This is a genomic window from Pseudomonas sp. SDO5215_S409, assembly GCF_054071325.1.
Genome location: NZ_JBSVWN010000050.1, coordinates 21,722 through 48,356, shown reverse-complemented (window position 1 = coordinate 48,356; position 26,635 = coordinate 21,722). Strand labels below are relative to the sequence as shown.

22 protein-coding genes are annotated in these 26,635 nt (G+C 63.0%); 10 read left to right on the top strand and 12 right to left on the bottom strand.

The window, feature by feature from the left end:
* Positions 1 to 367: 367 nt before the first annotated feature.
* From ACW9H9_RS22205 to ACW9H9_RS22175, 7 genes are all read left to right on the top strand, one after another.
* Positions 368 to 1,294 carry a glutamate/aspartate ABC transporter substrate-binding protein gene (locus ACW9H9_RS22205; protein WP_457345274.1) on the top strand — a complete coding sequence of 309 codons (927 nt, stop codon included), beginning with the start codon at positions 368 to 370 and terminating at the stop codon, positions 1,292 to 1,294.
* Between the two features lie 196 nt (positions 1,295 to 1,490).
* Entirely contained in the window at positions 1,491 to 2,237 is a 747-nt protein-coding gene (locus ACW9H9_RS22200) for an amino acid ABC transporter permease (RefSeq protein ID WP_457345272.1), read from the top strand.
* On the top strand, positions 2,237 to 2,908 hold the full coding sequence (locus ACW9H9_RS22195) for an amino acid ABC transporter permease (RefSeq protein ID WP_457345271.1): 672 nt from the start codon (positions 2,237 to 2,239) through the stop codon (positions 2,906 to 2,908). The genes ACW9H9_RS22200 and ACW9H9_RS22195 overlap by 1 nt, the downstream gene beginning before the upstream one ends.
* The gene (locus ACW9H9_RS22190; RefSeq protein WP_457345270.1) at positions 2,905 to 3,639 is read left to right on the top strand and encodes an amino acid ABC transporter ATP-binding protein; all 735 of its coding nucleotides are present in this window, start codon (positions 2,905 to 2,907) and stop codon (positions 3,637 to 3,639) included. The genes ACW9H9_RS22195 and ACW9H9_RS22190 overlap by 4 nt, the downstream gene beginning before the upstream one ends.
* Positions 3,640 to 3,724: 85 nt before the next feature.
* Positions 3,725 to 5,626: a two-component sensor histidine kinase AauS gene (gene aauS, locus ACW9H9_RS22185; RefSeq protein WP_457345268.1), complete on the top strand. Its 1,902-nt coding sequence runs from the start codon at positions 3,725 to 3,727 to the stop codon at positions 5,624 to 5,626.
* Complete coding sequence (gene aauR / locus ACW9H9_RS22180; RefSeq protein WP_457345267.1) at positions 5,623 to 6,951, top strand: two-component response regulator AauR; 1,329 nt, start codon at positions 5,623 to 5,625, stop codon at positions 6,949 to 6,951. The genes aauS and aauR overlap by 4 nt, the downstream gene beginning before the upstream one ends.
* Positions 6,952 to 6,970: 19 nt before the next feature.
* A complete protein-coding gene (locus ACW9H9_RS22175) occupies positions 6,971 to 7,300 on the top strand; it encodes a GlpM family protein (protein ID WP_457345277.1) in 330 nt (109 codons plus the stop codon).
* 21 nt (positions 7,301 to 7,321) lie between these two features.
* Here ACW9H9_RS22175 and ACW9H9_RS22170 read toward each other — a convergent pair whose 3' ends face one another.
* From ACW9H9_RS22170 to ACW9H9_RS22145, 6 genes are read right to left on the bottom strand one after another with little or no spacing between them, the layout of a single operon-like run.
* Entirely contained in the window at positions 7,322 to 8,719 is a 1,398-nt protein-coding gene (locus ACW9H9_RS22170; RefSeq protein ID WP_457345266.1) for a sigma-54-dependent transcriptional regulator, read from the bottom strand.
* A complete protein-coding gene (locus tag ACW9H9_RS22165) occupies positions 8,709 to 10,487 on the bottom strand; it encodes an ATP-binding protein (RefSeq protein WP_457345265.1) in 1,779 nt (592 codons plus the stop codon). The genes ACW9H9_RS22170 and ACW9H9_RS22165 overlap by 11 nt, the downstream gene beginning before the upstream one ends.
* A complete protein-coding gene (locus ACW9H9_RS22160) occupies positions 10,487 to 11,611 on the bottom strand; it encodes a GNAT family N-acetyltransferase (RefSeq protein ID WP_457345263.1) in 1,125 nt (374 codons plus the stop codon). Before ACW9H9_RS22160 ends, ACW9H9_RS22165 begins: the two co-directional genes overlap by 1 nt.
* 15 nt (positions 11,612 to 11,626) lie before the next feature.
* Positions 11,627 to 12,493: an alpha/beta hydrolase gene (locus ACW9H9_RS22155; protein ID WP_457345262.1), complete on the bottom strand. Its 867-nt coding sequence runs from the start codon at positions 12,491 to 12,493 to the stop codon at positions 11,627 to 11,629.
* Positions 12,490 to 13,884 carry an aspartate aminotransferase family protein gene (locus ACW9H9_RS22150; RefSeq protein ID WP_457345261.1) on the bottom strand — a complete coding sequence of 465 codons (1,395 nt, stop codon included), beginning with the start codon at positions 13,882 to 13,884 and terminating at the stop codon, positions 12,490 to 12,492. Before ACW9H9_RS22150 ends, ACW9H9_RS22155 begins: the two co-directional genes overlap by 4 nt.
* Positions 13,877 to 14,581 (bottom strand): MtnX-like HAD-IB family phosphatase, encoded by a 705-nt coding sequence (locus ACW9H9_RS22145; protein WP_457345259.1) that lies wholly within the window; start codon positions 14,579 to 14,581, stop codon positions 13,877 to 13,879. The genes ACW9H9_RS22150 and ACW9H9_RS22145 overlap by 8 nt, the downstream gene beginning before the upstream one ends.
* A 240-nt stretch (positions 14,582 to 14,821) precedes the next feature.
* Here ACW9H9_RS22145 and ACW9H9_RS22140 point away from each other — a divergent pair, with 240 nt between their 5' ends.
* Complete coding sequence (locus tag ACW9H9_RS22140) at positions 14,822 to 15,592, top strand: MipA/OmpV family protein (protein WP_457345258.1); 771 nt, start codon at positions 14,822 to 14,824, stop codon at positions 15,590 to 15,592.
* A gap of 69 nt (positions 15,593 to 15,661) precedes the next feature.
* On the opposite strand, the gene ACW9H9_RS22135 is transcribed toward ACW9H9_RS22140, so the two are convergent.
* Complete coding sequence (locus tag ACW9H9_RS22135) at positions 15,662 to 16,315, bottom strand: DsbA family oxidoreductase (protein WP_457345257.1); 654 nt, start codon at positions 16,313 to 16,315, stop codon at positions 15,662 to 15,664.
* Between the two features lie 51 nt (positions 16,316 to 16,366).
* Positions 16,367 to 17,386, bottom strand: coding sequence for an alpha/beta fold hydrolase (locus ACW9H9_RS22130; protein WP_457345255.1), 1,020 nt, complete (start codon positions 17,384 to 17,386; stop codon positions 16,367 to 16,369).
* Positions 17,387 to 17,585: 199 nt separating this feature from the next.
* Here ACW9H9_RS22130 and ACW9H9_RS22125 point away from each other — a divergent pair, with 199 nt between their 5' ends.
* Together ACW9H9_RS22125 and metR are read left to right on the top strand one after the other, a co-directional pair.
* On the top strand, positions 17,586 to 23,042 hold the full coding sequence (locus ACW9H9_RS22125; protein WP_457345254.1) for a dermonecrotic toxin domain-containing protein: 5,457 nt from the start codon (positions 17,586 to 17,588) through the stop codon (positions 23,040 to 23,042).
* A gap of 75 nt (positions 23,043 to 23,117) precedes the next feature.
* Positions 23,118 to 24,035 (top strand): transcriptional regulator MetR, encoded by a 918-nt coding sequence (gene metR / locus ACW9H9_RS22120; protein WP_457345275.1) that lies wholly within the window; start codon positions 23,118 to 23,120, stop codon positions 24,033 to 24,035.
* Position 24,036: 1 nt separating this feature from the next.
* Here the strand turns inward: metR and ACW9H9_RS22115 are convergent, their stop codons facing one another.
* From ACW9H9_RS22115 to ACW9H9_RS22100, 4 genes are all read right to left on the bottom strand, one after another.
* Complete coding sequence (locus ACW9H9_RS22115; RefSeq protein WP_457345253.1) at positions 24,037 to 24,450, bottom strand: NUDIX hydrolase; 414 nt, start codon at positions 24,448 to 24,450, stop codon at positions 24,037 to 24,039.
* A gap of 71 nt (positions 24,451 to 24,521) precedes the next feature.
* Positions 24,522 to 25,868 (bottom strand): HD domain-containing phosphohydrolase, encoded by a 1,347-nt coding sequence (locus tag ACW9H9_RS22110; RefSeq protein WP_457345251.1) that lies wholly within the window; start codon positions 25,866 to 25,868, stop codon positions 24,522 to 24,524.
* Between the two features lie 168 nt (positions 25,869 to 26,036).
* Positions 26,037 to 26,342, bottom strand: a complete 306-nt coding sequence (locus tag ACW9H9_RS22105) for a HigA family addiction module antitoxin (protein ID WP_457345250.1) — start codon at positions 26,340 to 26,342, stop codon at positions 26,037 to 26,039.
* Between the two features lie 8 nt (positions 26,343 to 26,350).
* Positions 26,351 to 26,629, bottom strand: coding sequence for a type II toxin-antitoxin system RelE/ParE family toxin (locus ACW9H9_RS22100; RefSeq protein ID WP_457345249.1), 279 nt, complete (start codon positions 26,627 to 26,629; stop codon positions 26,351 to 26,353).
* Positions 26,630 to 26,635: the final 6 nt, after the last annotated feature.

Sequence of the window (26,635 nt, the reverse complement as noted above, 5' to 3'; positions counted from 1 at the left end):
GCGCTGGGGCATGCCCCAAACAGACGCCGGATAGATTTAAGCAAGCCAACCACACCAACCGTTAATCAGTATTGCAAAAATGGGGGTGACCATAGATTTTTTATGGGGCCGGTGGCATTCGGTTTTCCGAACGCAGGGGTGGGGTCCATTCGGTTTGCCGGACCCGATAGCTGAAAATTTCCCTTCACATAAAATTAATAACTTTACAAATCATATAGTTAACCTTTTATAACAGGTATGGCATGACTCATGCTCTACACTCGATGTCGATTGCCCGGGCGCCTCAGGAGCCGCCGGGGACATTCGTTGTACAAAAGAGAGCCGTCTAGCCGGCTTCATAAAAAAAACAAATGTCGAGGAAGTATTGATGCGCATCGTTCCCCATATCCTGGGCGCAGCTATCGCTGCTGCTCTGATCAGCACTCCAGTTTTCGCCGCCGAACTCACCGGCACACTGAAGAAAATCAACGACTCCGGCACTATCACCCTCGCTCACCGCGACAGCTCCATTCCGTTTTCCTACATTGCGGACGGTTCGGGCAAACCTGTGGGCTACTCCCACGACATTCAGCTGGCAATCGTTGAAGCCCTGAAAAAAGACCTGAACAAGCCCGACCTGAAGACCAAGTACAACCTGGTGACTTCGCAGACCCGTATCCCGCTGATCCAGAACGGCACCGCGGACATCGAGTGCGGCTCCACCACCAACAACGCCGAACGCGCCCAGCAAGTCGACTTCACCGTCAACATCTTCGAAATCGGCACGCGCCTGCTGGTCAAGAAAGACAAGGACGGCAAACCGACCTACAGCGACTTTGCCGACCTTAAAGGCAAAAACGTCGTGACCACCGCTGGCACCACCTCCGAGCGCATCATCAAAGCGATGAACGCCGACAAGCAGATGGGCATGAACGTCATCTCTGCCAAGGACCACGGTGAATCCTTCCAGATGCTCGAAAGCGGCCGCGCTGTGGCCTTCATGATGGACGACGCCCTGCTGGCAGGTGAAGAAGCCAAGGCCAAGAAGCCGGACGACTGGGTCATCACCGGCACTCCACAGTCCTTTGAAGCCTACGCGTGCATGGTTCGCAAAGACGACCCAGCCTTCAAGAAGGCTGTAGATGACGCCATCGTCGCCCTCTACAAATCCGGCGAAATCAACAAGATCTACAGCAAGTGGTTCGAAAGCCCGGTTCCACCTAAAGGCCTGAACCTGAACTTCCCGATGAGCGACAAGGTGAAGGACCTGATCGCTAACCCAAGCGACAAGCCGGCGCCTGACGTAAAAATCTGATTTCTGGCTAACCTTAAATAGCTTGAGGGAGCCCACCCTCCCTCAAGCGTCTGTTACTACCTGCTGGCTTTAATTTGGAACACTCGACCTGGCGGTTTTCGAGCCGATCGCGTGTGCCTGGCGTTCACCGCCAGGCGGGAAAGGATCTTCCCCAAGCGGGTGCTTGTACATCGATCGATCTCGAGGGGAGACCCTAATGAATTACAACTGGGACTGGGGCGTGTTCTTCAAGTCCACCGGCGTTGGCAGCGAGACTTATCTCGACTGGTACATCGCCGGTCTGGGCTGGACCATCGCCATCGCTGTCGTGGCATGGATTATCGCCTTGTTGCTGGGCTCCATTCTGGGGGTCATGCGCACCGTGCCAAACCGCATCGTATCGGGCATCGCGACCTGCTACGTGGAACTGTTTCGTAACGTACCGCTGCTGGTTCAGCTGTTCATTTGGTACTTTCTGGTGCCCGACCTGCTGCCGCAAAACCTGCAGGACTGGTACAAACAAGACCTCAACCCGACCACCTCGGCCTACCTGAGCGTTGTCGTGTGCCTGGGCCTGTTCACCGCAGCCCGTGTGTGCGAACAAGTGCGCACCGGTATCCAGGCGCTCCCGCGCGGCCAGGAATCCGCCGCACGCGCCATGGGCTTCAAGCTGCCGCAGATCTACTGGAACGTGCTGCTGCCCCAGGCCTACCGCATCATCATTCCGCCGCTCACCTCCGAATTCCTCAACGTGTTCAAGAACTCCTCCGTGGCGTCCCTGATCGGCTTGATGGAACTGCTGGCACAGACCAAACAGACCGCCGAGTTCTCGGCCAACCTGTTTGAAGCCTTCACCCTGGCCACGCTGATCTACTTCACCCTGAACATGAGCCTGATGCTGCTGATGCGCCTGGTCGAGAAGAAAGTCGCGGTGCCCGGCCTGATCTCCGTGGGGGGTAAATAATGGACTTCGATTTCAGCGGCATCATTCCCGCCATGCCAGGCCTGTGGAACGGCATGCTCATGACCTTGCAACTGATGATCATGGGCGTCGTGGGCGGCATCGCCTTGGGGACGGTCCTGGCGCTCATGCGCCTGTCGTCCAACAAACTGGCGGCCCGCCTGGCCGGCGCCTACGTGAACTACTTCCGCTCGATCCCACTGCTGCTGGTGATCACCTGGTTCTACCTGGCGGTGCCGTTCGTGTTGCGCTGGATCACCGGCGAAGACACCCCCATCGGTGCATTCACCTCCTGCGTCGTGGCCTTCATGATGTTTGAAGCCGCGTACTTCTGCGAAATCGTGCGGGCCGGTGTGCAGTCGATTCCCAAGGGCCAGATGGGCGCCGCCCAGGCGATGGGCATGACCTATGGCCAGACCATGCGCCTGATCATCCTGCCGCAGGCGTTTCGCAAGATGACCCCGTTGCTGCTGCAACAGTCGATCATCCTGTTCCAGGACACCTCGCTGGTCTACACCGTGGGCCTGGTGGACTTCCTCAACTCCGCCCGCTCCAACGGCGACATCATCGGCCGCTCCAACGAGTTCCTGATCTTCGCCGGTGTCGTCTACTTCATCATCAGCTTTTCCGCCTCGCTGCTGGTCAAGCGTCTGCAAAAAAGGTTTGCCGTATGATCTCTATCAAGAACATCAACAAGTGGTATGGCGACTTCCAGGTGCTCACCGACTGCAGCACCGAGGTTAAAAAAGGCGAAGTGATCGTGGTGTGCGGGCCGTCCGGCTCGGGCAAATCCACCCTGATCAAGTGCGTCAACGCGCTGGAACCTTTCCAGAAGGGCGACATCGTGGTCGACGGCACCTCCATCGCCGCCCCCAAGACAGACCTGCCCAAACTGCGCTCGCGCGTGGGCATGGTGTTCCAGCACTTCGAGCTGTTCCCGCACCTGACCATCACCGAAAACCTGACCATCGCACAGATCAAGGTGCTGGGCCGCAGCAAGGAAGAGGCCACCAAAAAAGGCCTGCAATTGCTCGACCGCGTCGGCCTGTCGGCCCATGCCCACAAGCACCCGGGCCAGCTGTCCGGTGGCCAGCAGCAGCGTGTCGCCATTGCCCGTGCGTTGGCCATGGACCCGATCGTCATGCTGTTCGACGAACCCACTTCGGCCCTAGACCCGGAAATGGTCAACGAAGTGCTCGACGTGATGGTGCAACTGGCCCACGAAGGCATGACCATGATGTGCGTGACCCACGAAATGGGCTTTGCCCGTAAAGTGGCCGACCGCGTGATCTTCATGGACGCGGGCAAGATCATCGAAGACTGCCCGAAAGAGGAGTTCTTCGGCGACATCAGCGCCCGCTCCGAACGCGCCCAGCACTTCCTCGAGAAAATCCTGCAGCACTAAGCAGCACAACGCTGCATGCGTAGCGGGCAAGCCTGGCAGTGATGACCAGGCTTGCCCCTGCACTGGTTGACCCAAGGCATCTGTGATGAAATGCGACCCCGACCTCTATCGCGACCCGCCGCCATCACTTGCCGTGAAGCCTCGTCTGATTCGCCAATTGTTCCTACCGCCGCTGATCATGCTGCTGATGATCGGCCTGGGTTACATCGGCTTCTGGATCAGCGAGTACTACGGCATCCGCACCCTGGGCGAGAACGGCGAGCGCCAGCTGGAACTGCACGCCCGCACCGTCGAAAGCGAGATCAGCAAATACACCTACCTGCCCAGCCTGCTGGAGCTTGAGTCCAGCGTTTCAGCGCTGCTGGCCGACCCCAACTTCGACACCCGTAAAACGGTCAACGAATACCTTGAAGGCCTGAACCGGCGTAGCCGTAGCCGGGCCATTTACGTGATGGACACCACCGGCCGCGTGCTGGCCACCAGTAACTGGCGCGATGCCGACAGTTACCAGGGCGAAGACCTGTCCTTTCGCGCCTATTTCCAGAGCGCCGTACGCGGCCAGCCGGGGCGGTTCTACGGCATTGGCAGCACCAACGGCGAGCCCGGCTATTACCTGGCCCATGGCCTGGAAGAACACGGCAAGATCATCGGCGTGGCCGTGGTCAAGGTCCGCCTGGAAGCCCTGGAAGAGCGCTGGCAACGGGCGCGCCTGGAAGCGTTCGTCAGCGACGAGAACGGCATCATCATCCTCTCCAGCGACCCGGCGCGGCGCCTCAAGGCCGTGCGCCCCTTGAGCGACGACACCAAGGACCGCCTGGCCCACAGCCTGCAATACTACTGGGCGACCCTCAACGAACTGCAACCACTGGACCGCGAGCGCCTCAACGAAACCTCAGAGAAGCTCACCTTCCCGGCCAACAGCGAAGTGGTGGCGGACGAAAAGGAAGTCACCTACCTGGCCCAGACGCGCCCCTTGAGCGACACGCCGTGGAACTTCACCCTGCTCACCCCGCTCAACGACCTGCGCCAGGCGGCCGTCAGCCAGGGCATTCTGGTGGCGGTGGTGTTTGGCCTGGTCGCCTTTTTGCTGATCGCCTGGAACGAGCGGCGCAAAGTCATCGCCACCCGCCTGGCCGCGCGCGAAGCCCTGCAGGAAGCCAACAACCAGCTGGAACTGCGCATTGCCGAACGCACCAGCGACCTGCGCGCCAGCAACGAACGCCTCAAGGGCCAGATCCGCGAACGGCGCCAGGCCGAAGAAACCCTGCGCCGCGCCCAGGATGAACTGATCCAGGCCGGCAAACTGGCGGCCATCGGCCAGATGTCCACCAGCATCGCCCACGAGCTGAACCAGCCGCTGGCCGCCCTGCGCACCCTGTCGGGCAACACCGTGCGCTTTCTGGAGCGCGGCGCGCTGGACACCGCCAGCGCCAACCTCAAGACCATCAACGACCTGATCGACCGCATGGGCCGCATCACCGCCAGCCTGCGCTCCTTTGCCCGGCGCGGTGACGATCACGGCGAAGCCAGCCTGGGCAAGGCCGTGGACGCCGCGCTGCAAGTGCTCGCCAGCCGCGTGGAGAGCCTGCCGCTGAGCCTGCACCGGCAATTCACCAGCGTGCAGTTGCAGATCGACCAGACCCGCCTCGAACAGATCCTGGTGAACCTGATCGGCAACGCCCTGGACGCCATGCAGGCCCAACCTGCGCCCCAGCTGTGGCTGGAAGGCGAGACGGTCGAGGACAAATACCGCCTGCGCGTGCGCGACAACGGCCACGGGATCGACGCCCAGACACGCAAGCACCTGTTCGAACCGTTCTTTACCACCAAGCCCGGTGAACAGGGCCTGGGGCTGGGCCTGACGCTGTCGGCCAGCCTCGCGGCCGCGACCGGCGGCAACCTTGCCGTGGAACACCCCGCCACCGGGGGTACTGCCTTTGTCCTGTGCTTGCCGTTGGCTGGCCTTCATCACGCTGAGTCAAAATGAATAACGACCTGACCGTCCTGATCGTCGAAGACGACCCCCATGTGCTGCTCGGCTGCCAACAGGCGCTGGCCCTGGAAGATATCCACAGCGTCGGCGTGGGCAGCGCCGAAGAGGCGCTGACCCGCGTCGGCGAACACTTCGCCGGGATCGTCATCAGCGATATCCGCCTGCCGGGCATCGACGGCCTGGAACTGCTCACCCGCCTCAAGGCCCTGGATAAAAGCCTGCCGGTGGTGCTGATCACTGGCCACGGGGATATTTCCATGGCCGTGGGCGCGATGCGCAGCGGCGCCTATGACTTCATGGAAAAACCCTTCTCCCCCGAACGCCTGGTCGACGTGGTCCGCCGCGCCCTGGAACAGCGCGCGCTGGCGCGGGAAGTCTGGGCGTTGCGCCGACAACTGGCCGAGCGCAACTCGCTGGAAGGCCGCATCATCGGCCGCTCGCCAGCCATGCAAAACCTGCGCGAACTGATCGCCAACGTCGCCGACACCTCGGCCAATGTGCTGATCGAAGGCGAAACCGGCACCGGCAAGGAACTGGTCGCCCGCTGCCTGCACGACTTCAGCCGCCGCCAGTCCCACCAGTTCGTCGCACTCAACTGCGGCGGCCTGCCAGAAAACCTGTTTGAAAGCGAAATCTTCGGCCATGAAGCCAACGCGTTTACCGGCGCGGGCAAACGCCGCATCGGCAAGATCGAGCATGCCCACGAAGGCACGCTGTTTCTCGACGAAGTGGAAAGCATGCCCATGAACCTGCAGATTAAACTGCTGCGGGTGTTGCAGGAGCGCACCCTGGAGCGCCTGGGCTCCAACCAGAGCGTGGCGGTGGATTGCCGGGTGATCGCCGCCACCAAATCGGACCTGGACGAGCTGGGCCGCGCCAACCAGTTTCGCAGCGACCTGTATTACCGCCTCAACGTCGTCACCCTGGAACTGCCGCCGCTGCGCGAGCGCCGCGAAGACATCCTGCAGCTGTTCGAGCATTTCCTGCAGCAGTCATCACTGCGCTTTGACCGCACCGCGCCGGAGCTGGACAACCAGACCGTCTCCAGCCTCATGAGCCACGACTGGCCGGGCAACGTGCGTGAGCTGCGCAACGTCGCCGAACGCTTCGCCCTGGGCCTGCCGGCGTTCAAGAAAACCGGCGCCGGGGGCAGCAACCACGGCCTGGCCTTTACCGAAGCGGTGGAAGCCTTTGAACGCAACCTGCTCAACGACGCCTTGCAGCGCAGCGGCGGCAACCTGACCCAGGCCAGCCAGGAACTGGGCATGGCCAAGACCACGCTGTTCGACAAGGTCAAAAAATACGGTTTGAGCCACTGAGGAGCCCGCTGTGGACTTGATACTCAAGGCCGCCATCGGCGCGGCGGTGGTGCTGATCCTGGCCATGTTGGCCAAGACCAAAAACTATTACATCGCAGGGCTGGTGCCGCTGTTTCCCACCTTTGCGCTGATTGCCCATTACATCGTCGGCAAGGGCCGCTCGGTAGAAGACCTGAAGACCACCATCGTGTTCGGGATGTGGTCGATCATTCCATACTTTGTGTACCTGGCGACCTTGTACGTGATGGTCGACCGCCTGCGCCTGGAAGCTTCGCTGGCGGTGGCCGCCGTCGCCTGGCTCATCGCCGCCACCGTTCTGGTCAGCGTCTGGGTACGCCTGCACAGCTGACGCCCGCGCCAGTGAGCGGGTCTAGCGGATGATTTTTTCCACCTGGATCCCGAGCTTCTTCAACCGATACCAAAAGCTGCGCTCCGAGATCCCGATCTTCTGCGCCGCCGCGGCCTGCACCCCGTTGCTCTCCTGCAAGGCGGCGGTGATGTAGGCTTTCTCCACCTCGGCCAGCGCCGCATCCAGGTCTTGGGGCACTGCCGGGTTTTCGCTGAACGCGGCCGTCACGTCGCGGTCTTCAGGCTTGGACGCAAACAGGTAAGCGGGCAAATCGATGTCTTCGATCACCGAACTGGCCGCCACGATGGTGGCCCGCTCCACGCAGTTTTGCAGCTCTCGGATATTGCCCGGCCATGCATACGCCGCCATCGCCTGCAACGCCTCGGGGCTGAAGCCGGTGATGCGCTTGCCCGCCGTGTCGCTCAGGGCCTGGGCAAAATGCCTGGCCAGCGGCGCGATATCCTCGACGCGCTCGCGCAAGGCCGGCAGCGGGATCGGGAACACGTTGAGGCGGTAATAAAGGTCTTCGCGAAACTCTTTGTTGGCCACCGCTTCCAGCAGGTTTTTGTTGGTGGCGGCAATCACCCGCACGTCCACCCTGCGCTCACGCGGGTCGCCCACCGGCTCGATCACGCGCTCTTGCAAGGCGCGCAGGATCTTGGCCTGCAACGCCAGCGGCATATCGCCCACTTCGTCCAGAAACAAGGTGCCCTGGTCCGCCTGTTGAAAACGCCCGATGCGATCCGACACGGCCCCGGTAAAGGCGCCCTTGCGATGGCCGAACATTTCGCTTTCCAGCAGGCCCTCGGGGATCGCCGCGCAGTTGACGGCCACAAACGGTTTGTCGGCGCGGTTGCCGTGTTTGTGGATGGCGCGGGCGACCATTTCCTTGCCGGTGCCGCTCTCGCCAGTCAGCAAAATGGTAGCGCTGCTGTCGCGCACCGCCTCCACTGCCTGCAACACCTGGCGAAAGGCCGGGCTGTCGCCCACCAGGCTGTCGAATTGGGCGTGCTCGTCGAGTTCGGCGCGCAGACGCGCGTTGTCGCGCAGGATGTCACGAAACTGCAGCGCCTTGGCCACCGTGATGTCCAGCTCGTCGATATCAAAGGGCTTGGCGATGTAGTCGTACGCACCGTTGCGCATCGACTGCACGGCGTTTTTCACCGTGCTGTAGGCCGTCATCACGATCACCGGGACCTGGGGATAGCGCACTTTGACTTCGGCCAGCAAGGTGGGCCCGTCCATGCCGGGCATGCGCCAGTCGCTGATCAGCAGATCGATGTCTTCCTGCTCCAGCACCTTGAGTGCCTGCAAGCCGTCCCCGGCGGTGAACACCCGAATGTGGGCCTGACTCAACGCCGACGCCAGCAAATCGCACAGTTTGGGCTCGTCGTCGACCACCAATACGTTATGCGTCATGACCTTCCTCATCATCGCCGTCGTCCTCACCGTGGGCCGGAATGTACAGGCTGAAGGTGGCGCCGGCATCTTTCTCGCTGACACATTCAATGCTGCCGTCGTGACTCTCCATGATCGAGAACACTTTGGCCAGCCCCAGGCCCGTGCCCGACGCCTTGGTGGTGACGAATGGCGTGAAGATCCGCTCGATCATGTCTGCGGCGATGCCCTGCCCCGTGTCGGCGATGCTGATCAGGGTGTAGGGCTCCACCGCTTGGATGCCCAGGGTCAGGCGCCCGCCGCCGGGCATGGCGTCGATGGCATTGAGAATCAGGTTGAGGCACGCCTGCCGAAGCTGCTTGGCATCGGCGTAGATCGTTGCGCCAGGAGCCTGGTCATCGATGTGTGCATCAATATTGTGGGTACACAGTTGCGGGCCGCAAAACCCGAGGATTTCCTCCACCAGCGGCCGCACCGGCTGCTGGGTGCGCAGCGGCGCGCTGGGCTTGGCAAAATCGAGGAATTCGGTGATCAGGTCGTTGATGCGGCTGACCTCGCTGATCACGTACTCCAGGTGGCGCTTGTCGTTTTGCGCAAGGTCGGCGCGGCGGTGCAACAGCTGCGTGGCGGTCTTGATGATGCCCAGCGGGTTGCGGATCTCGTGGGCCAGGCCCATGGCGACTTCACCCACCGCATGCAGGCGGTCGCGGCGGCGCAGTTGCGCTTCCAGGTGATGCAACTCGCCCAGGCGTTCAGTCATGTGGTTGAACGTACTGCTCAATTGCGCCAGCTCGTCGCCTCCGCTCACCGTCACACGGTGGTGGTAATTGCCGGAGATCACCGCGCTCACGCCCTGGGACAAATCGCGCAACGGCCGGGTCAGGCGTCGGGACACCAGCACCCCGGCCCCCAGCGACAACGCCGAACTGAGCACGAAAATCAGCACGAACAGATTGCTCTGGTTCACCAGCCCCACCAGGCTGCTATGGCGCAGCAGGCCGCTGAAAATCACGCCCTGCAACTCGCCAGCGTCATTGAAGATCGGCCAGTACAAGCCGCTGTAGTTGCGGGTGAACTGCTCGCTGGGCTGGCGGGTGCTGCGCAAGGCCGCTTCGACCTCCTTGGGGACCTGCGTGGGGTGGTCCACAAAGCGCTGGGTCGAGAAAATCTCGGAAAACCCGCTGGGGTTGCCTAAATAAAGGCGCAGGTCCAGGGAATGCACCTCGGCAACGCTGGTCAGGAAACTGCTGTCCAGGTAGGTGGCCACCAGCAGTTGGTAGTCGACACCGTCCTGGGTGGTTTCAAACGTGGACACCACCACCCCCGTGCTGACACCGGCCACCTGGATGGTCTGCAACACCGCATTACTGGCCAGGCTGATTTGCTTGACGATCTCGTCGCCAGCGGTGCTGAACATGATTTTCTGGTCGCTGCTGCGGATCAGCGCCACCACGTCAATGTCGGTGGCGGCGGCAATGTCGGCGGTCAGACGGTCATGCTTGGCGGCCAGGCGTGACGAGGGTGGCGTGGTGTAGCGCAAAAACAGTTGGGCCATCCGGGCGTTGTCGTGAAGGATGTCGCCAATTTCGTCCTTGACGATCTTGGTCGACTCTTGCAGCCAGATCCGCACGTTGCTGTCGAAAATCTGCGACAGCGTGGTCGCCGCCAGCTCGGCCGCGATCATCGTTGGAATGACGCTGACTAGCCAGAAGGCCAGCACCAGCTTGCGCTGGACGCTCCAGCGCGAGATGGCAAAGGGGCGGGCTTTCGGGCGGGTCTTGGTGATCATCAGGTTTCGCTTATCGCAGCAGCCATGGCAGGGTCGGATCGGTCCGGTCGTAAAAACACTTTTACTACTTTAAGCACGGTGTTGACCCACCAGCTACGGTGGCGGAAGAACAGGCTGTTGGCCTGGAATTCACACCCCAGTCGCAAGGTGTCCGCATAACCGGACTGGCCGCATTCATACACGCCAATGCCGTGCCTGATGCAGTAGTCCACATGGGTCAACCAACTGCGAAAGTACAGACTGTAGGCGTGACGGTACTGGCTGTCATGCCCGAAAAATTTATCGATCAAGCGCTCCTCGTTCACCAGCATCAGGTTGAACGCCACCAGTTGCTTGTCCACCCAATACAGGACACACACGGCGCGCCCCTCCAGACGCTCGAGAATTTGGGTGAAATAACGCGCAGGCAGGCGTTCAAACTGCAAATCGGCTTGCTCGCGCGTGCCCTCATAGAGACGCATGACCTGGGGCAGTACGTCGTCGATATTGCGCCGCCACTCCACCTGCGGGTTCGGGGTGCGCAGCTTGCGCCGCAACGCCTTGCGCGTGGATTTATCCAGCGAGCCCAGGTAAGCCTCCACCGAACCAAAGGGCAGCGCCAATCTGCCCGTGGGCAAACCGGGCATGCTCTGAAAACCCGCCGTGCGGCAACTGTCGGCCCAGTGCGGGTCGCCGGTGGGGGCGTCCTTGACCGCCACCAGGCCGATACCAAAACGGTCGGCATCGTCACGCGCGGCCGCCAGCAGTTGCGCCAGCAGCGCCGGGCGCTGCTGGGCCGCAATGTGGCTGGCCACGCCCGCGTCGCAACGCTCGGCCACGGGCGAGCCAATGGCATACAGCCCCAACCGCAACGCGCCCGGCCACAGGCGGGCCAGGCGTTCGGTCAGGCGCTTGATGCTGCCCGACACCGTGGTGTCGAGTCGGTAATGAGTGATGAACGCGGTGGCCACGGCCACCAGCGTTTGATCGTCGAACACGGCCAGGTAACGCCACTGAAAATCATCGACAGCGGCGTTTTCCACGGCCACGTAATAGTCCCAATCCTCCAGGGCACCGGGAAAACAGTCGTTCCAGGCATGGCGCTCGATACCCCGGATACTCGAAAAGGCTTGGGCGGTTATCACGTTGCTTCCTTGCGCTCAGGCCAACTGGCGGTAGTCTTGAGCGTCCTCGTTGACGGCGGCCAGTTGCCCGATGAACGCGACGCTCGTGTCGATCACGCGCGGGTATTGCAGGTCAACCGTGATCATGTGGTAGCAGTTGTCGAGCAAGACCTTGGTCACCGGCCCGCCCAGGCGCCGCTCTACGTAATCGGCGTTCCAGCGGCTGGTGATGTCGTCCTCGATGGAGTGCACCACCAGGGTCGGCGTCTGGATCGCGGGCATGCGTTTCTTGACCACGGCATTGAGCCTGCGCAGCTCGCGCACCGTCACGCCCGGCATGGTGAAGAGCCCGGCGTTGTCACTTTCGCCCGCCTTCATCTGCCGTTCGACAATCGCACGCAAACGCTCGTTCTTGATGCCATAGGGCGGCTGTTCTTCAAAGTCGCAGATGCGTGTGCCGAACGGCAGCTTGAGCACCAGTGGCGTGAGAAACGCCAGCTTGTGGATATTCCAGCCGTCGTAGCGCAAGGTCGTTGAGTACATCAACAGGCCTGTCACTTTTTCCGGGCACTCGGAGGCGATATACATGGACATGACCGCGCCCATGGACAGGCCCCCGACAAACACCTGCCGGTGGCGTTGGCAGATCCCGTCGAAGGTCTTGCGCAACCCCGCGTACCAGTCGCGCCACACCGTTTCTTCCAGCTCGCGACGGCCTTTGCAGTGCCCCACCAAAGTGGGCACATACACCGTGCAGTTACCGGCCTTGGCGATGCCCTGGGCCACGCGACGCAGTTCCGTCGGGGTGCCCGTGAGGCCGTGAATCAACAGCACACCCACGGGACCTTCGCCGAGCACGAACCCCGCACCGCCTTCGCCCAGGTCGATCTCGGCAAGGCTCACCGGAGGGTCGCCCGCACAAGCAGTTGCTCGAGCAGCTTCAGGCCCAGGTCGATTTCCGGGTAGCTGATCTCCAGCGACGGGGCCAGGGTGATCACGTTTTTGTAGTAACCGCCCACGTCCAGGATCAAGCCCAGTTTCTGGCCGTCGACGAGCATGTCGCCCTTCATGCCTTCCTCCACCATGTAGTCCAGGGTGGCTTTGTCCGGGGTGAAGCCGTCAGCGGTGCAGATCTCGCAGCGCAGGGCCAGGCCTAGGCCGTCGACGTCGCCCACGATCGGGAAACGCTTTTGCAGGTCTTGCAGGCCTTCCAGGAAGTATTTGCCCTTGGCCATGACCATCGCGCCGTAGTCGACTTCGCTGGTCATCTTGAACATTTCCAGGCCCACCGCCGTGCCCAGCGGGTTGGAGGCGAACGTGGAGTGCGTGGAGCCTGGCGGGAAGATCTTCGGGTTGATCAGCTCTTCGCGGGCCCAGATACCGCCCAGCGGGTTCAGGCCGTTGGTCAACGCCTTGCCGAAGACGATCACGTCTGGCTGCACGTCAAAGTGCTCGATGGACCACAGTTTGCCGGTGCGGTAGAAGCCCATCTGGATTTCGTCGGACACCATCAGAATGCCGTGCTGATCCAGCACCTGCTTGAGTTCGCGGTAAAAGTTCATCGGCGGAATCACGTAGCCGCCGGTGCCCTGGATCGGCTCGACGTAGAACGCGGCGTATTCGCTGCTACCGACTTTCGGGTCCCACACGCCGTTGTATTCGGTTTCGAACAGGCGGGCGAATTGCTTCACGCAGTAGCTGCCGTACTCTTCCTTGGTCATGCCTTTGGGGCCACGGAAGTGGTACGGGAACGGGATGAACTGCGCACGCTCGCCAAAGTGGCCGTAGCGGCGACGGTAGCGATAGCTGGAGGTGATCGAGGACGCGCCCAGCGTACGGCCGTGGTAACCGCCTTCAAAGGCGAACATCAGGCTCTTGCCGTTGGAGGCGTTGCGCACCACTTTCAGGGAGTCTTCGATGGACTGCGAACCGCCCACGTTGAAGTGCACGCGCCCGTCCAGGCCGAATTTTTTCTTGGCATCGACCGCGATCATTTCCGACAGCTCGATCTTGCCTTTGTGCAGGTACTGGCTGGCGATTTGCGGCAGGGTGTCGATCTGCTGCTTGAGCGCGTTGTTCAGGCGCGGGTTGGCGTAGCCGAAGTTGACGGCCGAGTACCACATTTGCAGGTCCAGGTAGGCCTGGTCTTCGGTGTCCCACACATAGGAGCCTTCGCAGCGGCTGAAAATACGCGGCGGCTCGATGTAGTGAACGGTGTCGCCGTAGGAGCAGTACTTGGCTTCTTTATCCAGAAGCACTTGGTCTTGCGGGGTCGCGATACGCAAATCAGACATGATGAAAAAGGTCCTGAGTGTCATTAGACGTCGTGAAGGAAGTGGCGTTGGCGGCGATGCCCTGAGGCAGTTTGGCCAGCAACGCAGGCAGTTCGGCAAAGCTGTCGAACCGCAGGTGCGGGAGGTGGTTGGCTTCGCAGTACCGGGCGAGGCTGCCCTTGGCGAAGACGAAATCGGCGGTGGACGCCACGCACATGTCCGACTTGCCGTCACCGATCACCAGCACGCGCTTGTTGCCCGGCACGGACTTGCATTTGCAGTTGCCGGACGCGGCGCGGCAGGCGTCGCTCGCATGCGGGAAGTCGATGCGCCAGCTGTTCTGGTCGACCTGGCGCAAGCGGTTGGCGAGGATCGGCAGCAGCGTCACGTAGTTGCGCGACAGGATCCGCGCGATGCCTTGCTCGATGCCGTCGCTGACCACTTCGAGGGACGCGCCCAGGCCCAGCACGTGGTCGACGAAGTCCGGGAAGTCGGGGTCGATCTCGACGCTGTCGAAATATTCCAGCAACTGGGTCGGGGTGGCCTTGATGAGCGCCAGTTGGCGGCTCAGGCATTCGCGTGAGCCGATGTGCCCGTCCAGCCATTGCTGCTCGATGACTTCCCACTCGGGGCCGGCGAAGCGTTGGAGAACATTGTCGATGACGTCGGTGGGCGTAATCGTCCCGTCGAAATCACACACGATATGCCACTGAATCATTTGCCTTACCTTGAGGTGGAGGTCTTGAAAAAACGCGCCGGGGCGCTGACAGAAGGGGCAATTGCAGAGACTGTGCCAAGCGGCTAAAGCCCAGCGGGGCGGGGGTTTTCAGGGATGTGCGAGGTAAAACGCAGCGCGCAACCTACATTTTTTGTAGCTCGCTACAAACAAGATGAGTGCTTGCGTGGAGCCTGCGGTTTGCGCGTTCATGCGCGCCTATTCAATCAAGGAACAGTGTCCATGCTCAGGATCACTTGCGCGTTGTTGGCGGGTCTTTTTGGCCTGTGCGGCGCTTCAGCGCCCGCCTTGGCCGACGGCCTGACGGGGGACGTCGGCGCGGGCGTCAGCTATCAACCCCATGACCCCACCGGCAGCCGCTACGAAACACGGCCCATCCCCTATTTCGATCTGGACTGGGGCAACGTCAGCCTCGACACCGACGACGGCCTGACCTGGAGCGCCCTCAACACCCACGGCCTTACCGCCGGGCCTTACCTCAACTACCTGCCGGGGCGTACCGCCGACCGCTCGCTACGCGGTTTGCGCGACGTATCGGACACCGCCGAAGTGGGCGGCTTCATCCAATACGCACCGGCCGAGTTCTGGCGCGTCTACGCGCAACTGGGCCAGTCGGTGGGTGGGTCACGTGATCAAAGTGGCGTGCTGGGCAAGCTCGGTGGCGAGCTGGGCTACCCGTTGGGCGCCGGCATCATCGGCAGCAGCGGCCTGATGGCGCACTTCGCCGACCAGCGCCAGACCCAGGCCTTTTTTGGCGTGGACGACAAAGAAGCCGCCGCCTCGGGCTATCGCCCCTACAACGCCAGCGGCGGCTTCCAGAACGTGACGTTCACCCAGAGTTTTGAATTCCCGCTGGCCGCCAAATGGTCACTGCTGACCAGCGCCAGTTGGGTCCACCTGGTGGGCTCGGCGGCAGACAGCAGCCTCGTCAAACAGACCGGCGAAGTGAACCAGACCCAAGTGCAAACGGCGATCAGCTACAAATTCGACTGACCGCCGCGCGCCTTTCGGCCAACAGCCCGTGGGAGCGGGCTTGCCTGCGACAGCGTCGCAGGCCCCGCGTCAGCCCCTGGCCTCGCTGATAATCTGCCGAATCGCCCCCACAAACGCTTCAGCCGGTTGCCCGCCACTGACCGCGTATTGGTCGTTGAACACGATCGTCGGCACCGAACTCACCCCACGCGACAGCCACAGCTGCTCTTGCTCACGCACCGCGGCGCTGTATTCATCCGAGGCCAGGATGGCTTCGGCCCGCGCACGGTCCAGCCCTACGCCTTCGGCGATCGACGCCAGCGTCGCGGCGTCGGACGGGTTCTGTTGATCGGTGAAATACGCCTTGAACAGCGCCTCCTTGAGGTTGTACTGCAAGCCCTCAAGCCCGGCCCAATGCAACAAGCGGTGCGCGTCAAACGTGTTGTAGATGCGGCTTTGCCCGTCGGTGCGAAAGGCAAACCCCAACGCGGCGCCCATGTCGCGGATACGTGCGCGGTTGGCTTGGGACTGTTCGGCCGTGGAGCCGTATTTTTCGGTGATGTGTTCGGTGATGTTCTGCCCTTCGGCGGGCATGTCTGGGTTGAGTTCAAACGGCTGGAAGTGGATCTCGGCCTGCACCTCGGCGCCCAGTTGGTCCAGGGCTTCGGTGAGGCCGCGCAGGCCGATGACGCACCAGGGGCAGGAGACGTCGCTGACAAAATCGATTTTAAGGGCAGTACTCATAGAAGGTCACCTCGCAGGCAAAACGCGCCACAAAGTGGCCACGATACACCCTTACAGCACCTTCGCGGCCGCCACCGTGTCCAACTGCGCCAAGTGCGCCGCGTCTTCGCGCTGGGCTTGCAGGTAAGGCAATACCGCCGCCAGTAACGGCGCCTTGAACGCCTCTTGAAACCGGTGGGCCAGGCCCGGAATCAGCTTCAACTGGCTGCCCTGGATATGCGCCGCCAGGTGCACACCGTGCATCACCGGCAACAACGGGTCGGCCGTGCCGTGCACCACCAGCGTCGGTACGTGCAGTTGATTGAGCAACGGCACGCGGCTCGGCTCGGCCAGGATCGCCATGATCTGGCGCTTCACGCCCTCGGGGTTGAACGCCCGGTCGTAGGCCACCGCCGCCTGGTGCAACAGCATCTGGCGATCGTCCTTCACATACGGGCTGCCCAACGCCGCCAGCAAGTCCGCCTGCTGCTCCAGCGCCACCTCGCGGTTGGGCGCGCTGCGCCGGGACAACAGGTGCACCAGCGCGGCACTGGGCGCCGGCAGGCCTTCGGCGCCGGAACTGGTCATGATCAGCGTGAGGCTTTCCACCCGCTGCGGCGCCATGGCCGCCAGGTGCTGGGCGATCATGCCGCCCATGCTCGCGCCCAGCACATGGAATTGCCGGATGTGCAGCGCGTCCATCAACCCCAACGTGTCATTGGCCATGTCGGTCAAGGTGTAAGGCGCGGCCACCGGCAGGCCGAGCTTGTAGCGCAGCACTTCAAAGGTGAGGTTGGCGCTGGCGGGCGCCTGGCGCCAGGTGGACAACCCCACGTCGCGATTGTCGTAACGAATCACCCGGAACCCCTGCTGACACAGGGCGACCACCACCTCGTCCGGCCAGTGAATCAGTTGCCCGCCCAGGCCCATCACCAGCACGATCGCCGGGTCAGCGGCACGGCCAATGCTCTGGTACGCCAGGCTGACCTGGTCCAGATCCACTCGCTCGGTCGGGACATTGACATCACATCGAGACGCCGCAAAAGACGGCAGGCCGAACACCAAAGCGGCCAGTAAAAGCAACACACGCATGAAAAACACCGAAACGCAGAACCCCAGTAGAGCGCGAGTCTGATGAAGTTTTTTAAAGCGCGCTGCCACAGTTGCGTGACAGTTTGATGAAGTCTGCCCAGTGGTCACAGGCTAAGCATGTAACGCCTGGCGCCGCGCATGAATGCGTTCAATGGGGCGATACCGGCGCCTGCCGGCCTGCCCTTTTTCGGAGACAGCCATGCCCGACCTGCCCCTGCCCGCCTTCAATCACCTGCCGCGCGCAGCCCCCGCTCTGGACCTGGATGAAAACCAGTTTTTAGCCGCCTGGCAGCGCCTGCACGACTGCCGCGAAGCCATGCGCGCGCTGCTGCGCGATACGCCGTCGGTGCGCGACCTGATCAACCGGTTGCTCGCCGAGCGCCTGGGGTTGGACGGCGAACAGATCGGCGTGCACTTCTTCCCCCAGGATGAGCGCCCGCGCAGCCGCCTGTCCCTCACCGAGGCGTGCGCGTTTTTGCTGCAACACCCAGGCACCGACACCGCCGCCCTGCCCCCGGGCGAACTCAACCAGATGCCCGCAGGCCATCGGTTGGCCGACTTGTCCCTGCCCGCGCTGCTGGAAACCCTCAAGCAGCTGGCGCTGCCCCAGGCGATCAGCGACGGCTGGAATGACTATTGGACGGCACGTGCGCCCGGCACCAGCGAGTCCCGGCGCAGCCAGGCGATGCAGCTGTACACCACGCACTTCGAGGCCTCGGCCCACCTGGTCGAAGCCCGCAACCCGGAACGCGCCGAACCGCTCAAACCGCTGTTCGTATTGCTCGACCCACCCGGCGGCGAGCTCAAGCACAACGGCCAGGCCCTGTTTGTGGAACAGCTTTCGCTGGCCCGCGCCGACGGCACCCACCAGCAACTGCGAGGTGCGTGGGTCATCACCCTGGACAGTGACGAGCCGGTCAGCCAGTTGCTGTATGTGCCCTTCATTGACCCGGCGTGGCAAGTGTTCACCCAGCGAACCGCCCTGGAGCGCTGGGTGCTCGACCATCAGCAACGGTTGTTTGGCGAGGTCGACCCCCAGGCCGCCGTGCATTACACCCAACACACCAGCGTGCTGGGCAACGGCGTCACCCAATGGCTGGTGCAACTGGCCGACGCCCAATACCACTGCGCCGTGACCCCCAACGGCACGGCCGACCTCGCCGAGGACGGCGTGTTTGCCCTGCTCGCCAGCGATGAACTGGCGCGCCAACGCCAAGCCGCCGATTGGCTCTCGCTGCCCGCCGCGCTGGAAGCCCACACCGAGGAAAACCTCGACGCCCCCGCCAGCGGCCTGCTCAGCCAAGCGCTACCCGCCAGCCACCGCAAGGCCTTGATCCTGCAGCAACTGGCGGCCCTCGAACGCCTCGATCCCCACGCCGTGGCGGCCCTCAAACACTCACGCGATGCCCTGAAAACCCAGCAACAGGCGGCCCGGCTCGCCGCCAATGCGTTGCTGGAGCGCAGGCCACTCGACACGCACACCCTCAACACGCAATACACCGCGCTTTATCACGCCCGGCGCGAAGGGTTGCGCGCCGAGGCCGAGCTGCAAGCGCAGCTTCAGCAGATCAGCCCCCAAGAGCGGGACCGGGTGCAGGCAGCCCTCACCGTCCCCGTACAGGCGGCAACCGTGGCGGCCGTACTCCTGACCCTCACCCAGCAACACGATGCGACCACCACCGTGACCACCACCGAACTCAAGGGCCCACTGGTCATCACGGCCGCCGACGCCGCGCAAGACAGCCTGCTGCTGTATTGGCCCGGCAGCGCCGGGCTGCTGCAGCGCTTTGCCTCCCGCCAGGCCCTGGACCTTTGGCTGCTCGGCGGCGCTGACGCAGCCTCCCTGGCGGTGCAGCTCAAGCCGCTCAGCGACGATCCGTTCGACTACAGCCTGCAACTGCAGCAACACGCCTTCGACGAACAGGCCGCCACCCTGCGTTCCAACACGCCCCTCCCACAGCAGCCACAGGCGTTGCAGGCGCTACGCCTCAAGACCCTCGACACGCTGCTGGTGCCCCTCAACGAAGCCCGCGACGCGGCGTTCCTGCACCTTCTCGAGCAGCACAACAGCAGCCAATTGGCCCTGCAACTGCCCACCTGGCTGGAGAAAAAACCCGACGCGCGACACGTGCGCCTCAAGGTGCTGATGCAGGCCTACCCGCCCGCGCTGCAACAGGCACACACCTTGATCGAACGCTCGCTGCCGCTGCGGGACGACTACGTCAGGCTGCAAATCGACAAACGCCTGCGCAAAGACTTCACCCTCGAGGGCCCTTTCAGCGTGCGCCTGGAACTGCCCGACTCGGTCGAACAGCGCCCGCACCCGATCGCGGGCGCGGCACCGGGCACCCCGATCAAACAGGTGGATGTGCCGAGCGAAGCACGCAGCAGCTTGTCATTGGAAGCCCTTGCGCTGATGAACCTGAGCCCCGGCGTGAGCCTGCGCCTGGGCTTTATGAGCACTCACATCCGGGCCGACACCGAGCATGACCGCGCCGCGCTCAAGGCAGGCATCACCGGCACCTACCTGGTCAACCTGGTGCGCGACCTGGACGTGGCGCGCACCTACCAACAGCTGATTCACGCCACCTTCAAAGGCTTTGCGCAAGAAACCCTGTTCCAGCAGCAATACCGCCACGAATGCCTGCTGCACCCCTGGCGCCTGACCCTGCAACTGCAAGGCGAATGTGCGCTGCTGCAACACCATATCGACGCAGACGCCCTGCGCATCTTAAACATCGCCATCGACGCCACGACCGCCAAGGCCTGGGCGCGCATTCGCCTGCTGCCCGCCCACCTGGCGGCCGACGACGGCCCAGTCACGCTGATGGGCATCACTTTTATCGAGGACCAACAGAGCGGCCAGACCCTGCTCTACCTGCCTGACGCACCCGACGGGCGCCACCTGCGGCCGTACGTCAACCTGGAGACGGCCCGCAAGGCCCTGTTCGACCTGTGCAGCCTGGACACCATGGTCGACTACCTGGCCGGGCAAGCCTTGCAGGGCGATATCGACCGCCATCGCTCGCGCCTGGGCCAGGCCGTGCAAAAACGCTTCGACGGCGTCATCGGCAGCGGCTTTGCGTGGCCAGCCACCACCTCACTGGCCGCGCATTTGCTCAACACCCAGATGGGCCGATTGATCGAGGCGCATCGCAACCAGTCGCGCTCCAATGCCGACCTGGCACAGGAACACTACGCCCTGCGCAGCGGCCACCTGTTCAACGGCATCAAGCTGGCGCTGGGGTTCGTGCCGGTCATTGGCACGGCCGTGAACCTGTACGACGGCGTCACCCACCTGGCGGCCGCCGTCGACGCGTTTGCCCGTGGCGACACATACCACGGGGTGCAAGCGCTGGCCTCGGTGTTCGACTCACTGCTGTTTGCCGCCATGGACGTGGTGCCCGCGCTGGCACCCGCCCAATCGGCCCGCCAGTTGACCCGCCTGCGCCAGCTCGCCCGGCCCGCGGCCCAGTCGGCGTTGAGCCGATTTTTGCCGCACCGTACCCCCCGGGGCGTACGCGAGCGCTTCGACGGTTACGCCTATGAGCAACCGCTGTCGCTGGCCGGTGTGGAGCCTTCCAGCCATGGCCTCTACCGGCAGGTGTACCGCCATGCCCGCGGTGATTTCATCCTCAGCCAAGGGCGGATCTACCAGGTGGAATACGACAAGACCTACCACACCCTGCGCCTGAGCGGCACGCGCACCCGCCAGTACAAGCAACCTGTGGCCCTGGATGCCAGCGGCCAGTGGGACACCCACGGCGCCCTGTATGGCACGCTGGTGGAAGGCGGCCTGGCGGGCGGCGGCAACGTGGCCGGACACCTGGCCGACCGGCTGGCCCCCTGGACCGCGCCCTTGCGTGACTGGCTGCCGCGCTGGTGGACCGACCACGCCTGGCGTCAACAGCAAACCCTCATGGCTCGCATCAAGAGCGAACATCGCCGGATCAACCACAGCGCCGAGCAGATCAACCGCTTGCTGGCGCGCTACCACGCCGACGACCTAAGCGTGATCCCCGAGCTTGAGCGCGCCATGGACACGCTCACCGCCCAGGCGAAAAACATCGACGAAGACTTTCACAAAATCACCCCCTACCTGCGCGGTAACCGTTCGCAGATCCTGCGCAAGGCCCGCAGCGATGCCGCCGAAGACGTGTGCCAGTGCGCGCAGTTCCAGGTGCAGTTCAGCCTGCACAAAGAGATCAGCCTGATCCAGCAGATCAGCGCCGCCGAGGCCCGCCTGAGCGCCCTGCCCTATGAGCAGACCGCCGCACGCCAGGCCTTGCGGGCCGACATTCGCCGGTTGCAGGTGCAGATTTTCGAGAACTACCAGCGGGCCGATCTCTCCATACACCTGATGAATGAATGGATGCCCCGTGTGCAAGGCGCCAACCGCAGTCAACTGACCCGGACCGCCGAGGTGATCAACCGGCGCACCACCGAACTTGAGCGCGCACGCATCCAGACCCTGGCCCTGACCGACCTCATCACCCAGCGCAAACCCGGCCACGATATCGCCTGGCACTACCTGCAAGGCCCGCTGAAAAATGCCGAAAGCGACCTGCTGCGCGCACTGTATCTGCACGTCCACCTGCGCGAGGTCAGCCCCAGCCCGGGCCAGCGCAACCGGATTTTGCAGTACTGCATCGACGTCTACGTCGCCTATCAACGCCACCTCAACAGCTGGTCGGCCAGCGTGGCGCAGCATTTCGACGACACCTACGTAGCGCTGATGCACCAGCAACTCGACATCCTGCGCGCGCGCGCCGAGCACACGATGACCAGCGTGTCGCCCAAGACACCGGGCACCAGCAGCCGGCGCATCTTTGAAACCGAGGACAACCTGCTGCTGATCGGCGAGGCCAGCACCGCGCCCGGCACCCAGACGCGGCGCTATACGGTCACTGGCGGGCGCGGTGAGGAGCAGGTGTGGGAGCAAGGCAGCAATGGCAAATTCCATCGGGTGGGTGAGGTGACGCTAGTGCCGTGGCAACCGGCGCCACGCCAATTGGGCGAGGTGATCAACGAAGCGCGGGGGCGCCTGGGCAACCTGGCGGCGCATCAGGCCAAAGTGCACGGTTATGCCCAGCGCAACATGTTCCCTGCCGACCTGGAGTTCATGATGACCAGCGAAGCCGACGCCCTCGACCTGCAAGCCGTCCACATCGAGGCCTTGAACGGCGACGCGGCGATGGTGCGCCAGTTGCGCCAACAGGCCCTGGCCTTGCGCGAACGCGGGCGCTTGCTGCGCATCAACCAGTCGCTGGCCAGCCAGACGCCCACCGAAGGCTATCTGGATTACCTGATCGGCCAGCGGCTCGACGGTAAGCCCCTCATCGACATCCGCAAAAGCGGCGCGCTGGAAGACCTGGGCCGCCGCGCCGACGGGCGGCCTGACTTCATGCAGGAATACGAAGTGCGCGATCTGCGCCAAGACCCGCCCACCGTGCTGTGGTACGCGCACTTTCACTACGAGTCGAAAGCGCCCAGCTCGTTCGACGGGTTTACCAAAGCGCACCTGAAGTTGCCCGCGCAACGTCGCCTGGGCCTCAAATGGCAACAGGCCCGCAGCGCCGCGGGGGGTGAGGCTACGCCGATCTGGCGCGGGAACATCAACAAACCCCTGGCGCGCCTGCATTTCCAGGCGGTGTGAGCTTGTCGCCCGCGGCAACATGAGACAAACTCAACTTCCTCGAAAAATCAGCAAGTTTTGCTCATGGAGTCCGTGGTGCTGGAAATCCGTCACCTGAAAACCCTTCACGCGCTGCGCGAAGCCGACAGCCTGGTGGAGGCCGCCGAACGCCTGCACCTGACCCAATCCGCGCTCTCGCACCAGTTCAAGGAACTGGAAGAGCGCCTGGGCATGCCGCTGTTCGTGCGCAAGACCAAGCCGTTGCGCTTCACCAGCGCCGGCCTGCGCCTGCTGCAATTGGCCGATGCCACGCTGCCCCTGCTGCGTGGCGCCGAACGTGACCTGGCGCGGCTGGCCGGTGGCACCGCGGGGCGCCTGCACATGGCCATCGAATGCCACAGCTGTTTTCAGTGGCTGATGCCGACCATTGACCAGTTCCGCGACGTGTGGCCGGAGGTCGAACTGGACCTGGCCTCCGGTTTCGCCTTCGCCCCGCTGCCTGCGCTGGCCCGCGGCGACCTGGACCTGGTGGTGACCTCCGACCCGCTGGAACTGCCCGGCATCACCTACGTGCCGTTGTTCACCTACGAGGCCATGCTGGCCGTGGCCAACCAACATACGCTGGCGACCAAACCGTACATCGTGCCCGAGGACCTGATCAGCGAAACTCTGATCACCTACCCGGTGGAGCGCGACCGCCTGGACATCTTCACGCGCTTTTTGGAACCGGCCGACGTCGAGCCTGCGCACGTGCGCACCTCGGAACTGACCGTGATGATGATGCAACTGGTGGCCAGCGGCCGAGGCGTGTGCGGCATGCCGCACTGGGCGCTGCATGAATACAGCTCGCGGGGCTATGTGCGGGCCAAGCGGCTGGGCGAGAAAGGCCTGTTTGCCACGCTGTACGCCGGTATTCGCGCCGACATGCTGGACGCGCCGTACATGCGTGACTTCCTGCTCACCGCCAAGGACACCTCGTTCTCGACCCTGGACGGCGTGAGCGCGGTGCGTTGATTCAGGCGTTGGCTTTGCCCAAGGCGCGGTAAAACGGCAGGATCAGGTCCCGTGTCAACGGGGCCAGGTTCAGGCCGCCATCGCTGGCGGGGTCGATCCAGCGCACTTCTTCGATCTCGGCGGCAGGGGCCACCGGCACGTCAATGTTGACCTGGAACACCTCGGCTTCCACCACAAAACCCGGCTCGTTGGCGGCAGGCGCCGCGAAATGGCCAAGGTAAACGGCCGCTGCCGGGTCGATGTGCAGGCCCAGTTCTTCGTTCAGCTCACGGGCCAACGCTTGGGCAGGTTGCTCACCGGCATCGATCTTGCCGCCCGGTTGCATGAACGCCAGGGTGCCGCGCTTGCGCACCAGCAGGGTCTGGCCGTCGGCGCCGATCAATACAGCGGCCGCGATACGCAGGGTGTTGGACATGAAAAAAGACGCCTTGAATGCAAAGGCCGCAAGGATCACACAGCGCCAGGCCGCACCACAATGGCCGCTGCTCAACCGGACAACAGGGCGTCATCGGGCTCTTTGATGAACACGCTGTACCGCGCACCCTCCATGGTTTCAAACGCAATCAACTTGTCCACCAGCGCCAGGTTCAGCACCTTGCCCGCATTGAGCAGCAACATGCCGTTGTCGGCATTGAGGCTGCGCGCCAACACCATGCCCTCGGCCAGCTCGCGCGTGCACAGCACCTTCACGCTGGGGTCGCCCAGGGTCACGTCACTGAGAAACGCCGCGCAGGCCTGCACGAAGTCTTCCACCATCTGCGGGTCGTAGAGCCTGCCAGCGTATTTGCGGATGTAGAGCAGCGCCTCATCGCTGTTCATCTGCCGCTCCAGGATCAGCCCGCGCTGCAGCTCGATAAAGTCCACCGCCAGTTTGAGCAACCGCGCGCCCACCGGAATCGCGTCGCCCTTGAGGTGGTCGGGAAACCCGCTGCCGTCCCACCGCTCCTGGTGATGGCGGATCAGCCGGGCGGCGTCCTTCATCGGCTCCAGAGTCATCAGCAGCGATTCACTCTGCGCAGGGTAGGCGCGGTAGCGCTCGCGGTCGCTGCCATGCAGCAGGTCCGACGGCGCGATCATCATGGTGTCGCTCCAGCCCACCTTGCCGATGTTGTAGAGCGCAGCCGCCATGGTCAGGTCGCGGTTGCTGGCCTCGTCCACCCCGTGGCTGTGACACCAGGTGCGCACCAGTTCAATGATCTGCCGGTTGGTCTGCTTGCGCCTGGGCAGGCGCAGGTTGGCCAACAGCGAAAACACCTCGGTGCCGGTGGCATAACTGTGCTTGAGCTCTTCATAGGCCAGGTCGAGCATGTCGGCGGTCTGCTGCAACTCGGCGGTGCGCGCGGCCACGCGTTTTTCCAGGGACGCGTTGAGCTGCTTGAGTTCGTCGTTCTGTTGGCGAATCAGCTGTTCCAGGCGCAGGCGCTCCCGCTCGGCGTGCTGGTGCGACAGGCTTTGGCGCAGGGCTTGCAACAGCTCGTCGTCGTTCCAGGGCTTGCGCAGGTAACGGTAAATCTGGCCCTCGTTGATGGCCTTGATCATCAGCGTCAGGTCGGTTTCGCCGGTCAACAGGATGCGCACGGTGTGCGGGTAGGCATGATGGATCTGCGCCAGCAAGGTGGCGCCGTCCATGTCCGGCAAGCGAGCGGCGCTCACCACCAGGTCCACAGGCTGGGCGGCCAATATCGACAGCGCCTGCCGGGCGCCCGTGGCGCTGACCAGCTCGAAAGGTTCCAGCTTGAGTAACTGCCTGAGCTGGTCGAGCACGGCCTGGTGGGCGTCGATCAACAACACCGTCGGGCGGTCGGCGTTCGCAAATGTGACGGACTCTCCCATGGGACACCTCGGACATCGGTGTGGGGTTCTGCGGTCATCGCCTCCTTGCGCTTACTCAAGAGTCTAGTGGGTTTTTATAAAAATGATGGCACTAGGACATTATCGCCGACAGTCGGGCGTAAAAAAGCCCGATCAAAAGACCGGGCTCACGGTGACCAGGGCACCCGATCAGGCGCAATGGGCCACTCGTTCCACTTCCCGCTGAATCTCGGCGCCCTTGGCAATTTCTGCCGTGCGCAAATCGTAAGCCGTCTGCAAGTTCAGCCAGAACTGTGCCGACGTATCCAATGCAATGGCCAGGCGCAAAGCAACATCGGCACTGATACCACGGCGCATCAACACGATTTCGTTGACCGTCGGTGCCGAGACGCGCAGTGCCCGAGCGAGGGCGGCGGCGGTCAGGCCAAGCGGCTCCAGATACTCTTCCTTGAGAATTTCTCCCGGGTGTACAGGGCGCATGCCGTTCTTAAACATGATTGACCTCAGTGGTAATCCACAATTTCAACGCTTTCCGGCCCATTGGGGCTCCAGAAAAAACAGACCCGATATTGATCATTGACTCGAATGCTGTACTGACCTTCTCGATTCCCGTGCAGCGCTTGCAACCTGTTGCCTGGCGGTGAGCGCAGGTCGGCCAGTTCGATGGCAGCATCCAGCATCGCGAGTTTGCGCTCGGCCACCGGGGCGATCGCCGTCCAGCGTCGGGTTCGACCTGTCTCAAAAAAGGTTTTGGTGTCGGCGCAGTTGAAGCTTTTTATCACAATTTA

Coding starts and splice junctions, on each gene's coding strand:
- ACW9H9_RS22140 (WP_457345258.1), top strand. CDS start 14,822: ATGCTCAGGATCACTTGCGCGTTGTTGGCGGGTCTTTTTGGCCTGTGC.
- ACW9H9_RS22190 (WP_457345270.1), top strand. CDS start 2,905: ATGATCTCTATCAAGAACATCAACAAGTGGTATGGCGACTTCCAGGTG.
- ACW9H9_RS22205 (WP_457345274.1), top strand. CDS start 368: ATGCGCATCGTTCCCCATATCCTGGGCGCAGCTATCGCTGCTGCTCTG.
- ACW9H9_RS22105 (WP_457345250.1), bottom strand. CDS start 26,342: ATGTTTAAGAACGGCATGCGCCCTGTACACCCGGGAGAAATTCTCAAG.
- ACW9H9_RS22200 (WP_457345272.1), top strand. CDS start 1,491: ATGAATTACAACTGGGACTGGGGCGTGTTCTTCAAGTCCACCGGCGTT.
- aauR (WP_457345267.1), top strand. CDS start 5,623: ATGAATAACGACCTGACCGTCCTGATCGTCGAAGACGACCCCCATGTG.
- ACW9H9_RS22125 (WP_457345254.1), top strand. CDS start 17,586: ATGCCCGACCTGCCCCTGCCCGCCTTCAATCACCTGCCGCGCGCAGCC.
- ACW9H9_RS22135 (WP_457345257.1), bottom strand. CDS start 16,315: ATGAGTACTGCCCTTAAAATCGATTTTGTCAGCGACGTCTCCTGCCCC.
- aauS (WP_457345268.1), top strand. CDS start 3,725: ATGAAATGCGACCCCGACCTCTATCGCGACCCGCCGCCATCACTTGCC.
- ACW9H9_RS22195 (WP_457345271.1), top strand. CDS start 2,237: ATGGACTTCGATTTCAGCGGCATCATTCCCGCCATGCCAGGCCTGTGG.
- ACW9H9_RS22170 (WP_457345266.1), bottom strand. CDS start 8,719: ATGACGCATAACGTATTGGTGGTCGACGACGAGCCCAAACTGTGCGAT.
- ACW9H9_RS22110 (WP_457345251.1), bottom strand. CDS start 25,868: ATGGGAGAGTCCGTCACATTTGCGAACGCCGACCGCCCGACGGTGTTG.
- ACW9H9_RS22165 (WP_457345265.1), bottom strand. CDS start 10,487: ATGATCACCAAGACCCGCCCGAAAGCCCGCCCCTTTGCCATCTCGCGC.
- ACW9H9_RS22115 (WP_457345253.1), bottom strand. CDS start 24,450: ATGTCCAACACCCTGCGTATCGCGGCCGCTGTATTGATCGGCGCCGAC.
- ACW9H9_RS22150 (WP_457345261.1), bottom strand. CDS start 13,884: ATGTCTGATTTGCGTATCGCGACCCCGCAAGACCAAGTGCTTCTGGAT.
- ACW9H9_RS22130 (WP_457345255.1), bottom strand. CDS start 17,386: ATGCGTGTGTTGCTTTTACTGGCCGCTTTGGTGTTCGGCCTGCCGTCT.
- ACW9H9_RS22145 (WP_457345259.1), bottom strand. CDS start 14,581: ATGATTCAGTGGCATATCGTGTGTGATTTCGACGGGACGATTACGCCC.